The following is a 12614-nucleotide window of genomic DNA, read 5'->3' as shown; positions in this document are numbered from 1 at the left end:
TCCGACGAAGCTTACCGAGGTGCCGCGAGGGGTACACGTAGCGCCTCCGCGGGCGTTCCATCGGTCCGATCGGCCGTGAGGCCGACCACGAGGTCGAGGATCCGATGCGCGAGGAGGTCCTTGCTCGTGTGCTCGATCGCCGTCTCGCCACCGCGGGGGTCCAGTACCACGGCGGCGTTGTGTTCCACCTCGAATCCGAGGCCGGCGCCGACCTCGTTGACCACGAGCAGGTCGACCGGCTTGCGCGCCAGTTTGGCCNGGGNGTGGTCGAGTNCCCCNCCGCCGGGACCGCCGGTCTCGGCCGCGAAACCGACGAGGACCTGACGGGGCCGGCGGTTCGCCAGCAGCTCGGCCAACACGTCGGGATTCGCCACGAGCGGGATGGAGCCCGGGGCCGCGGACTCCTTCTTGATCTTGTAGGCCTGCGGCGCCCCGGGGCGGAAGTCAGCGACCGCGGCCGCCATGACGACCACGTCCGCCGAGGGCGCGACCTCGTGGACCCGATCGCGCAGCTGCGCCGCGGAGGTGACCGGGATCGTGCGGGCGCCGGCGACCTCGGGCAGCGCGACGTTCGCCGCCACCACCGTGACGGAGGCTCCCCGCACCACGGCAGCCCTGGCCACGGCGTACCCCTGACGGCCGCTCGAGGCGTTGCCGAGGAACCGGACGGGGTCGAGGTACTCCCGGGTGCCNCCGGCCGTGACCAGGACATGCCGGCCGGCAAGATCGGGCCGCNCCCCGGCCGCNCCCCGGGCCAGCACCGCCATGCCGAGCGCGGCGATCTCCGCTGGCTCTGGCAGGCGACCCGGACCCGAGTCGGCGCCGGTCAGCCGGCCCACCGCCGGCTCAACCACCACCGCTCCCCGCGCCCGCAGGGTCGCCACGTTCGCCCGGGTGGCCGGGTGCTGCCACATCTCGGTGTGCATCGCCGGCGCGTAGACGACCGGGCAGGTCGCCGTCAGCAGGGTGCCGGTGAGCAGGTCGTCGGCGCGCCCGGCGGCCGCGCGGGCCATCAGGTCCGCGGTGGCTGGCGCGACGAGGACGAGGTCGGCCTCGCGGCCGATCCGGACATGGGCGACCTCGTCCGCATCGTCCCACACGTCCGTGGTGACCGGGTTTCCCGACAGCGCAGCCCAAGTCGTCGCGCCGACGAACCGCAGCGCCGACGGCGTGGGCACCACCCGGACCTCGTGGCCGGACTCGGTGAACCGGCGGAGCACCTCCACCGCCTTGTAGGCGGCGATGCCGCCCGCCACACCGAGCACGACCCGGGGACGCCGAGGGTCGGACAACCCGGTGCCGGAGCGCTCCGCATCGGGCATCTCGGTCATCGTCCTACATCAGGAGACCGGCGGGAGGCTGTCGGCGACGGNCTCGTGGGNGAGCAGGCCGGCGTTGATCTCACGCAACGCGATCGACAGCGGCTTCTCCTGCGCGTTGGTCGTCTCGACCAGCGGGCCGACGTACTCCAGCAGACCCTCGCCGAGCTGCGAGTAGTAGGCGTTGATCTGACGAGCTCGCTTCGCCGCGTAGATGACCAGGCTGTACTTCGAGTCGGTCGCCTCGAGGAGCTCGTCGATGGGGGGGTTGGTGATGCCTTCGGGATGGGCGGCGGTACCGGCCACGATGTCCTTCCGGAATGGGACGTCCAAGGCGGCTGCGCCGTCCGGACAGTGCGGAGCGCAGGCTACGCGGGGGCAGGGCGGGCTGCGCGGAGGAGGCTGTACGGCATGTGGGCTGTACGGAGATGCCGGCTGCGCGGGCGACCGGTGGGCCGGACCTACGAGCCGATCATCAATGCTACCAAGCGGGCTGCCGCGGACCGCACGTCGTCGTTCACGATCACGTCGTCGAACTCCGTCTCGGCCGCGAGTTCGATGCGCGCCCGGTCCAGCCTGCGGGCGATGACCTCGGGTGACTCGGTCCCCCGACCGGTCAGCCGACGGACGAGCTCGTCGAAGGTGGGCGGGGCGAGGAAGACGAAACGGGCCTGTGGCATCGCCGAGCGCACCTGCCGGGCGCCCAGCAGCTCGATCTCCAGCAGGCAGGGCACACCCGCGGCGAGCCTTTCGAGAAGCGGACGGCGGGGGGTGCCGTAGGCGTGTCCGGCAAACATCGCGTGCTCGACGAACTCCCCGGCCTTGACCATCCGGGCGAACTCCTCGGCGTCGACGAAGTGGTACTCGACACCGTCAGTCTCACCCGGACGCGGTGGCCGCGTGGTGGCGCTGACCGAGACCCAGACCTCGGGGTGACGTTCCCGGACTGCCGCGACGACGGTGTCCTTCCCGACTCCGGACGGCCCGGACAGCACTGTAAGACCCATGGGCACCACGATAGGACCTCTCAGTCAGTCGGCGCGCACCCGGTCATCAGTCCCCAGAGGACACGAGGACGGGACTGGTTTCCCGGGGACGGCCGGATCGGGGGAGGTTAAAGAAATGCCGCCCCCCGATCCGACCGGAAGGAAGGGCAACATCGCCGGAAGAATGTGAGTGACGCCACCCTCCCGTCAACGCCGCTACCCGCCGTAACCATGATCCGGGCTGGCGGAGTGGTTTTCCCACTCCACCGGATCAGGCCATGCCGAACTCCTCGAGGAGTGCGGCACGCTGCTTGGCGCCGAGTCCTCGCAGTCGGCGGGTCGGACTGATCCCGAGCCGTTCCCGGATCTTCTGGGCGCGTACGCGCCCCACTCCGGGAAGCGACTCAAGAACAGCCGAAACCTTCATCTTGCCGACGACCTCATCAGCCTCGGCCTGTTCCAGGACGGCGGCCAGCGTGGTCTCCGCCTTCTTCAACCGCTCCTTGAGTTCCGCACGCTGCTTACGAGCCAACGCTGCTTTCTCGAGGGCGGCGGCCCTCTGCTCGGGCGTTAGGGGCGGCAGGGGCACGGGTACGCCTCCTCAATTCGGTGATCGCGCCGCGCAAACTAGCGAGGAAGGGACTCCTCAGTCCAGCCTTGGCCATAACACTCTGATGCGAACATATTGTCAGCACAAGAGAAGGCTTTGACGGACGAAAGGGGTGGCCCACTCGTGCCGCACCCTTTCGGTCTACGGCGGCCCCACCGTACCGCTTCGTACCGCACCAGGACGAACACACCCTGGTCCCATCGGCGTCACAGCAGGTCAGCAGCCCTGCCGGCAGCGCTGAGACCTGCGGCGATGGCCCTCGCGGCGACCCCGGGGTCGGGCGCACCGGTGATCGGGCGACCCACCACGACCAGGTCAGANCCCCCCACAAGGGCAGCTTCCGGCGTCGCGGTTCGGGCCTGATCGCCGNTTTCCGNCCCCGCCGGTCGCACGCCTGGAGTGATGAGAGTCACATTGCTACCAAGCTCCATACGGACCATTCGAACCTCCCGCGGACTGCACACCAGGGTGCGCGCACCGGCTTCGACCGCAAGCACGGCGAGCCTGCGGACGGCGTCGGAAGGGGGTCCGGCGAGCCCGATCGCGCTGAGCGCCGCCACATCCAGCGAGGTGAGTACGGTCACGACGGCTACCTCGACATCCGGGGCCGCCTCGATCGCCGCACGTATCATCGCCGCCCCCCCAGCCGCATGCACGGTCACGAAACGAGGGCCCAACGGGGTGATTGAGCGCATTCCCCCGGCGACCGTGGCGGGAATGTCGTGCAGTTTGAGATCGAGGAACAACTCCGGGGCACTCCCGGTGCCGCCCGCGGCGACCGCCGCGCCGCCAGCCCCGGCGAGCACGCCGGCCGCGCGCAGCGCCGTCACGATTGCCGGGCCCTCCCGGTAGAACAGCTCCAGACCGATCTTCAGCACGGCCACGGTAGGGGCGACCGCGGCGGCCCAGCGCAGCGCGGTCGCGGCGTCCGGGGCATCCAGCGCGACCGCCAGCGGCGCCCGGCCCCGCGGCGGGGTGAAGCGGGGCGCGGCCGCGCTCCTCCCGCCGGAGCTCCTCCGGCCGGCGCTCATCCGCTCCTCCTGGCCGCCGGTCCGAACACGGCGGACTCAGGCGCCGCGGACTCAGACGCCGCGGACTCAGACGCCGCGGACTCAGACGCCGCAGAGCCGGAGGATTCGGGCGGCGAGCCGCCCGGTTGTCCCCCGCCCCACGCCTGCCGCAGCGCCGCGTGGTATTCCTGCAACGATCGGACCCCCAGCTCCCCCCGTACCAGCGCTTCCACGCCCTGCACGCAGGCCGCCGCACCCTGGATCGTGGTGATGCACGGAACCCCGGCACTCACGCAGGCTGTGCGGATCTCATAGCCGTCCAGGCGCGGGCCGACGCCCCACGGGGTGTTGATGACGAGGTCGATCTGCCCGGATGTGATCATCTCGACACAGTCGAGTAGCCCCTCGGTGGGGGCCCAGTGCTTGCCGAGGACGACCGCCTTGACCCCGTTGCGCCGCAACACGTCCGCGGTCCCCTCGGTGGCGTAGACGACGAAACCGAGATCCGCGAGCCGCTTGATCGGAAAAACCATCGCCCGTTTGTCCCGGTTGGCCACGGAGACGAACACCCGGCCGTAGGTGGGCAGCGAGGCGTACGCGGCGGCCTGGGACTTGGCGTACGCCGTGCCGAAGCCGTCGTCGATGCCCATCACCTCACCGGTCGACTTCATCTCCGGCCCGAGGACGGTGTCGACGCCGCGGCCACCGGCGTCACGGAAGCGCCCGAAGGGCAGCACGGCCTCCTTGACCGAGATGTGCGAGTCCAGCGGCAGGGTGCCACCGTCGCCGGAGCGCGGCAGCAGGCCCTCGGCCCGCAGCTCGTCGATGGTCGCGCCGAGCATCACCCGGGCGGCGGCCTTGGCCAGCGGCACCGTGGTGGCCTTGGAGACGAACGGCACGGTCCGCGACGCCCGGGGATTGGCCTCCAGGACGTAGAGCACATCGGACTGCAGGGCGTACTGGACGTTGAGCAGACCCCGCACCCCGACGCCCTTCGCGATCGCCTCGGTGGACGTCCGGATACGGTCGAGCTCCGAACGGCCCAGCGTGATCGGCGGCAGGGCGCAGGCCGAGTCGCCCGAGTGGACCCCGGCCTCCTCGATGTGCTCCATCACCCCGGCGAGGTAGAGCGTCTCCCCGTCGTAGAGGGCGTCAACGTCGATCTCCACCGCGTCGTCGAGGAACCGGTCGACGAGCACCGGATGTTCCGGGGAGATGGCGGTGGCCCGATCGATGTAGTCGCGCAGCATCGTGTCGTCGTAGACGATCTCCATGCCACGCCCGCCGAGCACGTAGGACGGCCGCACCAGCACCGGGTACCCGATCCGCTCGGCCACCGTGCGCGCCTCGGCGAAGGAGGTCGCCACCCCGTGCGGCGGCGAGGGCAGGCCCGCCCGGGCCAGCACACGCCCGAACAGCCCACGGTCCTCGGCCAGATGGATCGCCTTGGGCGGGGTGCCCACGACGGGCACGCCCGCCTCGGCGAGCGCCGCGGCGATGCCGAGGGGGGTCTGCCCGCCGAGCTGGACGATTACCCCGGCGAGCGGCCCGGCCTGCTGCTCGGCGTGGACGACCTCAAGCACGTCCTCGACCGTCAACGGCTCGACGTAGAGCCGGTCGGCGGTGTCGTAATCGGTGGACACCGTCTCCGGGTTGCAGTTGACCATGACGGTCTCATAGCCGGCGTCGGAAAGCGCCATCACCGCATGACAACAGGCGTAGTCGAACTCGATGCCCTGGCCGATGCGGTTGGGCCCGCTGCCGAGCACGATCACCCGCGGCCGTTTGCTCGGCGCGACCTCGGTCTCGGCGTCGTAGGCGGAGTAGTGGTACGGGGTCTCGGAGGCGAACTCCGCCGCGCAGGTGTCGACGGTCTTGAACACCGGCCGGATGCCGGTGCGGTGGCGGAACGCCCGGACCACGTCCTCGGAGGTGCCGAGGATCTCGGCGAGCTGGACGTCGGAGAACCCGGCTCGCTTGGCCCGCCGGATGCCCGCCGGATTGCGGCTGATCATCGCCGCGGTCTCGTTGAGGAAGACGAGCTGGTCGACGAACCACGGGTCGATCCCGGTGACCCGGGTGACCTCGTCGGGATCCGCGCCGGCAAGCAGCGCCTGCTGGACGGTACGCAACCGGCCGTCGTGGGGAACCCGCGCGGCTTCCAGCAGGTCGGCGGCGTCCGCCTCGGGCGGGACGAAGGAGAACACCGAGCCCGGGGCCTCCATCGAGCGCAGCGCCTTCTGCAGCGCCTCGGCGAAGCTGCGGCCAACCCCCATCGCCTCGCCGACGGACTTCATCGTCGTCGTGAGCGTCGGGTCGGCACCGGGGAACTNCTCGAACGCGAACCGCGGCACCTTCACCACGACGTAGTCCAGCGCCGGCTCGAAGGCCGCGGGCGTGGTGCGGGTGATGTCGTTGGGGATCTCGTCAAGGGTGTATCCGAGCGCGAGCTTCGCCGAGATCTTCGCGATCGGGAAGCCGGTCGCCTTCGACGCCAGCGCCGAGGACCGCGACACCCGGGGGTTCATCTCGATGACCACCTGCCGGCCCGTCGCAGGGTCGACGGCGAACTGGATGTTGCAGCCGCCGGCGTCGACGCCGACGGCCCGCATCACCGCGATCGCCATGTCCCGCATGCGCTGGTACTCGCGGTCGGTCAGGGTCATCGCCGGCGCCACCGTGATCGAGTCGCCGGTGTGCACCCCCATCGGGTCGACGTTCTCGATCGAGCAGACCACGACCACGTTGTCCGCGCGGTCGCGCATCAGCTCGAGCTCGTACTCCTTCCAGCCGAGGACCGACTCCTCCACCAGCACCTCGGTCGACGGGCTCGCGGCCAGTCCGTCCGCCGCCATCCGGCGCAACTCGCCGGAATCATGGGCGAAGCCGCTGCCGGCGCCGCCGAGGGTGAAGCTGGGTCGCACGACCACCGGGTAGGAGAACTCCTCCCCGGCGGTCAGGCACTCGGCGACGGTGTGGCAGATGGCGCTGCGCGCGGTCTCGCCGCCGACCGCGGCGACGATGTCCTTGAACGCCTGACGGTCCTCCCCGGCGCGGATCGCGTCGATATTCGCGCCGATCAGACGGACCTCGAAGCGGTCCAGGACACCGGCGTCGTGCAGGGCGACGGCGGTGTTCAGCGCGGTCTGGCCACCCATGGTGGCCAGGATCGCGTCGGGCCGCTCCCGTTCGATGATCTTCGCGACGATGTCCGAGGTGATCGGCTCGACGTAGGTCGCGTCCGCGATCTCCGGATCGGTCATGATTGTCGCCGGGTTGCTGTTGACCAGGATGACCCGCAGGCCCTCCGCGCGCAGCACCCGGCAGGCCTGGGTACCCGAGTAGTCGAACTCGCACGCCTGGCCGATCACGATCGGCCCGGAGCCGAGGACCAGGACGCTGCTCAGATCCTCATGCTTCGGCATGACCGGCCTCCCGCACAGATCGCTCACTCCGCTCCCGGCCACCCTCCCGGGTGTCCGNCATCAAAGCGCGGAACCGCTCGAACAACGGGGAGGCATCATGCGGCCCCGGCGCGGCCTCCGGATGGAACTGCACGCTGAAGGCCGGCACGTCCAGACACTCCAATCCCTCGACGACGTTGTCGTTGAGGCCGCGGTGGCTGACCACCACCCGGCCGAACGGGGTGTCGGTCACCCCGGTGAGCGGCGCCCGCACGGCGAAGCCGTGGTTCTGGCTGGTGACCGCGATCCGCCCGGTCGCCATATCCCCGACCGGCTGGTTCACGCCGCGGTGGCCGTAGGTGAGCTTGTACGTCTCGAAGCCAAGAGCGCGGGCCAGCAGCTGGTGCCCGAAACAGATCCCGAACACCGGGACACCGGCCCGCAGCACCGTCCGCAGCGCGTCAACCGCATAGTCCGCCGCCGCCGGATCGCCGGGACCGTTCGACAGGAACACCCCGTCCGGTTCCAGCGCCAGCAGCTGTTCGCCGGTGGTGCGGGCCGGCAGCACATGCACCTCGCAGCCCAGCGCGGCCATGGCGGCCGGCGTCGCGCGCTTGATGCCGAGATCGAGCGCGGCGACCTTGAACAGCGCGGCGCCCGCCACCGCCTCCACCACATAGGGGGTAGGGGTGGAGACCCGGGGCGCGAGATCCGCGCCGAGCATCTCCGGGGAGGCGCGGACCCGGTCGAGCAGGGCGTCGAGCGCCGCCGCCCGCTCGCCGTCCGCGCCGGAACCCGGGCCCGGGCCGACCGGGCCACCGTCGGCGTCGGCGTCGGCGTCGAGCACGCTGCTGATCCCGCACCGCATCGAGCCGAGCTCACGCAGGTGACGGGTCAGCGCCCGGGTGTCGATCCCGCTGATCCCCACCACACCGGCCGCGGCCAGCTCGTCGTCGAGCGTGCCCCGGGCGCGCCAGTTGGAGGCCCGCCGGGCGGGGTCACGCACGACGAACCCGGCGACCTGGATCCGCTCGGACTCGTAGTCCTCGTCGTTGACGCCGGTGTTGCCGATGTGCGGGGCGGTCATGATGACGACTTGGCCGTGGAACGACGGATCGCTCAGCGTCTCCTGGTAGCCGGTCATCCCGGTGGAGAACACGGCCTCGCCGAAGGTCTCGCCGATCGCCCCGTACGCCTCGCCGACGAAGCTGCGACCGTCCTCCAGCATCAGGACCGCTCGCGTCGGCGTCGTGGTGGGAGTGCTCACCGATCCTCCTTCAGCCTGTTGACCTCACCGAGCGGTGAGGTCAACGGGTCGACCGACGACCAGCCGGGGTCAGACTGATCAAGCTGTCCCGGGTCCACCCACCCGGGGTCCGATTCCGGATCCGCCGGCCACTGATCGGGATGACGCCGCTCGGGGTGGCGCGGGTCGGAGCGGCGCGGGTCGGGGTGACCCTCATCCTGGTGTCGCCGATCGGGGAGTCGCTGGTCCGAGCGCCACCGCTCCGCGTAGAGCCGCCGGTCGGCGGGCACCGCCCGCTCGCCGCGGGCCTGGGCCCGCTCCCCCCGGGAACGCAGCCGAGGGCCGGTCCGGATCGCCGGCATCTCCTCGGTCGGTTGTCCGGAACCCGGCCGCTGCCCGGACCGGCCCACCGGCCCGGGGCCGGGCGCGACGGCCCGGGGCCGGATCCGCGGGCGGATCCGCGGTACCGCGTGCGGCGAGGTGACGTCGCCCGGTGCCAGATGCGCGGGCGGGGGGCCGATCAGGTCGTGGACGGCGCGCACCACCTTGGGCTGGCGGGCACGGTCCTCACCGCGGAAACCGGTCTCCAACTCGTGCCCGCCGAACGACCACGCGATGACGATCAGACGCCCGGGGGCGGAGACCTTGCCGGCGTGCGCCCGCTCCAGGCGGGCACCGCGGACGGCCTCGCGCGGGATCCAGAACGCCTCGCCGGGGCGGTCCACCCGCACCCCGGTCTCGTACACGCTGACGTAGCCGCCGGCCCGCCCGCCCAGCCCGCGGGCGGCGATCCATTCCAGCCAGTGCCCGGCGTCGACGGTGCCGAGGTACATCCCGCGCAGCGGAGCGGCGAACACCGTGCCTGGTTCCGCCGGCGGGACGGGCAGCTCGGGAAGGTCCTCCTCCTGACGCTCGGCCCGGTTGCGCCACGCCCGTCGCATCGAACCGACCGCCGCGACGAACACCAGCAACAGGCCAAGCAGGAGAAGCAGGTGCAGCCCCAGGCGATCCGGCGCCCGGTCCAGGGCGACGGCGGGCCCGGCGGCCGACAGGGCGGCGCGCGAAACAGTCATACGATCTTCCCGTCGAGCACGGTGGGCCGTCCCCGCAGGAACGTGGCGCGGATCGTTCCCGGCAGCGACCGGCCCGCATAGGGCGTGTTGCGGCTGCGGCTGGCGAGCGCGTCCGGCTCGACCATCCGCCACGGCGCCGGGTCAAGCAGGGTGACGGTCGCGGGCGCGCCCACTGCTATGGAACTCCACACCTCGGCCGCGGTTCGCGGCAGGCCACCGATCCTTGCCGGGGCCAGTGCCATCCGCTCGGCGACCCCGGCCCAGTCCAGCCGGCCCGGGATGACCATCGTCTCGATGACCACCGACAGCGCCGTCTCGAGACCGAGCATGCCGGGACGCGCGGCGGCCCACTCCGTCTCCTTGTCCTCCAGCGCGTGCGGAGCGTGGTCGGTGGCGACGCAGTCGATCGTGCCGTCGGCGAGCCCGGCGCGCAGCGCGGCGACGTCCTCGGCGGTGCGCAGCGGCGGGTTGACCTTGTAGACCGGGTCGAACGAGCAGACCAGGNNNTCNNTGAGCAGCAGGTGGTGCGGGGNCACCTCGGCGGTGACGTTCCAGCCCTTCGCCTTGGCCCACCGGATGATCTCTACCGATCCGGCGGTGGAGACGTGACAGACGTGCAGTCGGGAGCCGACGTGCCCGGCCAGCAGCGCGTCCCGGGCGATGATCGCCTCCTCGGCGACCGCGGGCCACCCCGGCAGCCCCAGCCTGGCAGCCACCGTGCCCTCGTTCATCTGGGCGTTCTCGGTCAGCCGCGGTTCCTGCGCATGCTGGGCGATCACCCCGTCGAACGCCTTGACGTACTCCAGCGCCCGGCGCATGAGCAGCGCGTCCGACACGCAGTGCCCGTCGTCGGAGAAGACCCGCACGCCCGCCGCGGAGGAGGCCATGGCGCCGAGTTCGGCGAGCCGCTCGCCGGCAAGTCCGACGGTGACCGCGCCGACCGGCCGGACATCGCAGTGACCCGCGTCCAGGCCGAGCCGCCACACCTGCTCGACGACCCCCGCGGTGTCGGCGACCGGATTGGTGTTCGCCATCGCGAACACGGTGGTGTAGCCACCGAGGGCCGCGGCGCGGGTGCCGGAGGCGACCGTCTCGGCGTCCTCCCGGCCGGGTTCCCGCAGGTGGGTGTGCAGGTCGACCAGGCCGGGGAGCAGGATCAGCCCGTCCGTGTCCAGCACGGTGGTGCCGGCGGGCAGTCCCCCGGCCCCGGCGTGCGTGGAGCCGGCCGGTCGCCAGGCGGCCACCACCCCGTCCGCGAGGACGACGTCGACGGGGTCCCCGCCGAGCGGGCGGNCCCGCCGCAGGACCCAGGAGGTCCCCGCCGACCTCCCCACCGGCGTTTCCTCCGACGTTTCCGCCGCGGGCGTCGTCATGAGACCTCCCCGGAACCACCCAGCAGCAGGTACAGCACGGCCATCCGCACGCTCACCCCGTTCGCAACCTGTTCCACGACTGTCGACCGGGCGGAGTCGGCGACCCGAGAGGCGATCTCCATCCCGCGTACCATCGGGCCGGGATGCATCACCAGGGCGTGGTCGGGCAACATCTCCGCCCGGTCGGCATCCAGCCCGTAGCGCCGGCTGTACTCCCGTTCGGTCGGGAAGAAGGCCGCGGACATCCGCTCCCGCTGGACCCGCAGCATCATCACCACGTCGCTCTTGGGCAGCACGGCGTCGAGGTTGTACGACACCTCGACCGGCCACGAGGAGATTCCGAGGGGCACCAACGTCGGCGGGGCCACGACGGTCACCGTCGCGCCCAGCGTGGCGAGCAGCCACACGTTCGATCGCGCCACCCGGGAATGCAGCACGTCGCCGACGATGGTGACGGCGAGGCCGTCGATCCGGCCGAGCCGGCGGCGCATGGTGAAGGCGTCGAGCAGGGCCTGGGTCGGGTGCTCGTGAGTGCCGTCTCCCGCGTTCACCACGCTGCCGCGTACCCAGGAGGCCAGTCGGTGCGGCGCGCCACTCGCGGCATGCCGGCAGACCACGGCGTCGGCACCCATCGCCTCAAGGGTCTGCGCCGTGTCCTTCAGACTTTCGCCCTTCGACACGCTTGACCCGCGCGCCGAAAAATTGATCACATCGGCCGACAGTCTCTTGGCGGCTACCTCGAAGGACGTACGGGTGCGGGTGGAGTCCTCGAAGAACAGGTTGACGACGGTGCGGCCCCGCAGGGTCGGCAGTTTGCGCACCGACGCCTCGGCGACCCGCGCCATCCGTTCGGCGGTGTCCAGCACCAGCAGCGCGTCGTCCCGGTCGAGATCCTCAGTCGACAGGAGATGGCGGTTCACGCCCGTCCCCCGAACCCGGCTTGTGCTCCCCACACGGCACTTCCCCCGATCATGGCTGGTTCCCGGGGGGCGCGTCGTCGGCGCCGTCCCCCCCGGCGGCCGANAGGATCAGCACGCCGTCGGCGCCGTCGATCTCCCGCAGCCGGACTGCCACCGACTCCCGGCGCGAGGTCGGCATGTTCTTCCCGACGTAGTCGGCGCGGATCGGCAGCTCGCGATGGCCCCGGTCGACCAGGACCGCGAGCTGGACGGCACGCGGCCGGCCGTAGGCGGCCAAGGCGTCCAGCGCCGCCCGCACCGTGCGCCCGGAGTAGAGGACGTCGTCGACGAGGATCACCACGCGGCCGTCGACACCACCCTCGGGAATGTCGGTCACCTCGAGGGGACGCACGCCGCGCAGTCGCAGATCGTCGCGGTACATGGTCGGGTCAAGGGAGCCAACCGGGAGACGCACCCCCTCGACGGCCTGCACCCGCTGTGCCAGCCGGTGCGCAAGGGGTACCCCTCGGGTGGGTACTCCGAGCAGGACGACCCCGGCGCCACCGGAGGTCTTCTCGAGAATCTGATGCGCCATCCGGCTGACGATCCGGGTGATGTCGTCTGCGGACAGTACTGCCCGGGCGGTGCCGGGACGGCGCGATGCGGGGTCGCTCGCGGCAGCCGGGGCCACGCG

At 71.7% G+C, this 12614-nt stretch carries 11 protein-coding genes; all 11 read right to left on the bottom strand.

The window, feature by feature from the left end:
• Positions 1-11 precede the first annotated feature (11 nt).
• The 11 genes from coaBC to pyrR all read right to left on the bottom strand — a co-directional run bounded on the left by coaBC (position 12) and on the right by pyrR (position 12611).
• The gene (coaBC, locus tag CED_RS15100; RefSeq protein ID WP_152569765.1) at positions 12-1322 is read right to left on the bottom strand and encodes a bifunctional phosphopantothenoylcysteine decarboxylase/phosphopantothenate--cysteine ligase CoaBC; all 1311 of its coding nucleotides are present in this window, start codon (positions 1320-1322) and stop codon (positions 12-14) included.
• Between the two features lie 18 nt (positions 1323-1340).
• The gene (gene rpoZ, locus CED_RS15095; protein WP_035911673.1) at positions 1341-1625 is read right to left on the bottom strand and encodes a DNA-directed RNA polymerase subunit omega; all 285 of its coding nucleotides are present in this window, start codon (positions 1623-1625) and stop codon (positions 1341-1343) included.
• Between the two features lie 155 nt (positions 1626-1780).
• Positions 1781-2326 carry a guanylate kinase gene (gene gmk, locus CED_RS15090; RefSeq protein WP_035733409.1) on the bottom strand — a complete coding sequence of 182 codons (546 nt, stop codon included), beginning with the start codon at positions 2324-2326 and terminating at the stop codon, positions 1781-1783.
• A 250-nt stretch (positions 2327-2576) separates the two neighbouring features.
• Positions 2577-2894 carry an integration host factor, actinobacterial type gene (gene mihF, locus CED_RS15085; RefSeq protein ID WP_011437581.1) on the bottom strand — a complete coding sequence of 106 codons (318 nt, stop codon included), beginning with the start codon at positions 2892-2894 and terminating at the stop codon, positions 2577-2579.
• A gap of 227 nt (positions 2895-3121) precedes the next feature.
• The gene (gene pyrF / locus CED_RS15080) at positions 3122-3946 is read right to left on the bottom strand and encodes an orotidine-5'-phosphate decarboxylase (protein ID WP_035733391.1); all 825 of its coding nucleotides are present in this window, start codon (positions 3944-3946) and stop codon (positions 3122-3124) included.
• On the bottom strand, positions 3943-7350 hold the full coding sequence (carB, locus tag CED_RS15075) for a carbamoyl-phosphate synthase large subunit (RefSeq protein WP_035911619.1): 3408 nt from the start codon (positions 7348-7350) through the stop codon (positions 3943-3945). Before carB ends, pyrF begins: the two co-directional genes overlap by 4 nt.
• Positions 7337-8557, bottom strand: a complete 1221-nt coding sequence (gene carA / locus CED_RS15070) for a glutamine-hydrolyzing carbamoyl-phosphate synthase small subunit (protein ID WP_200875416.1) — start codon at positions 8555-8557, stop codon at positions 7337-7339. Before carA ends, carB begins: the two co-directional genes overlap by 14 nt.
• A 35-nt stretch (positions 8558-8592) precedes the next feature.
• Positions 8593-9648 carry a hypothetical protein gene (locus CED_RS15065; protein ID WP_035911615.1) on the bottom strand — a complete coding sequence of 352 codons (1056 nt, stop codon included), beginning with the start codon at positions 9646-9648 and terminating at the stop codon, positions 8593-8595.
• Positions 9645-11021: a dihydroorotase gene (locus CED_RS15060; RefSeq protein ID WP_235187095.1), complete on the bottom strand. Its 1377-nt coding sequence runs from the start codon at positions 11019-11021 to the stop codon at positions 9645-9647. The genes CED_RS15065 and CED_RS15060 overlap by 4 nt, the downstream gene beginning before the upstream one ends.
• Positions 11018-11941, bottom strand: coding sequence for an aspartate carbamoyltransferase catalytic subunit (locus tag CED_RS15055; RefSeq protein WP_023841496.1), 924 nt, complete (start codon positions 11939-11941; stop codon positions 11018-11020). Before CED_RS15055 ends, CED_RS15060 begins: the two co-directional genes overlap by 4 nt.
• Before the next feature lie 49 nt (positions 11942-11990).
• Positions 11991-12611, bottom strand: coding sequence for a bifunctional pyr operon transcriptional regulator/uracil phosphoribosyltransferase PyrR (gene pyrR, locus CED_RS15050; protein ID WP_011437588.1), 621 nt, complete (start codon positions 12609-12611; stop codon positions 11991-11993).
• Between the last annotated feature and the right edge of the window lie 3 nt (positions 12612-12614).

Source organism: Frankia sp. CeD, from assembly GCF_000732115.1.
GTDB lineage: Bacteria > Actinomycetota > Actinomycetes > Frankiales > Frankiaceae > Frankia > Frankia casuarinae.
The sequence above is the reverse complement of the archived record's forward strand: the minus strand, read 5'-3'. Positions and strand labels throughout refer to the sequence as shown.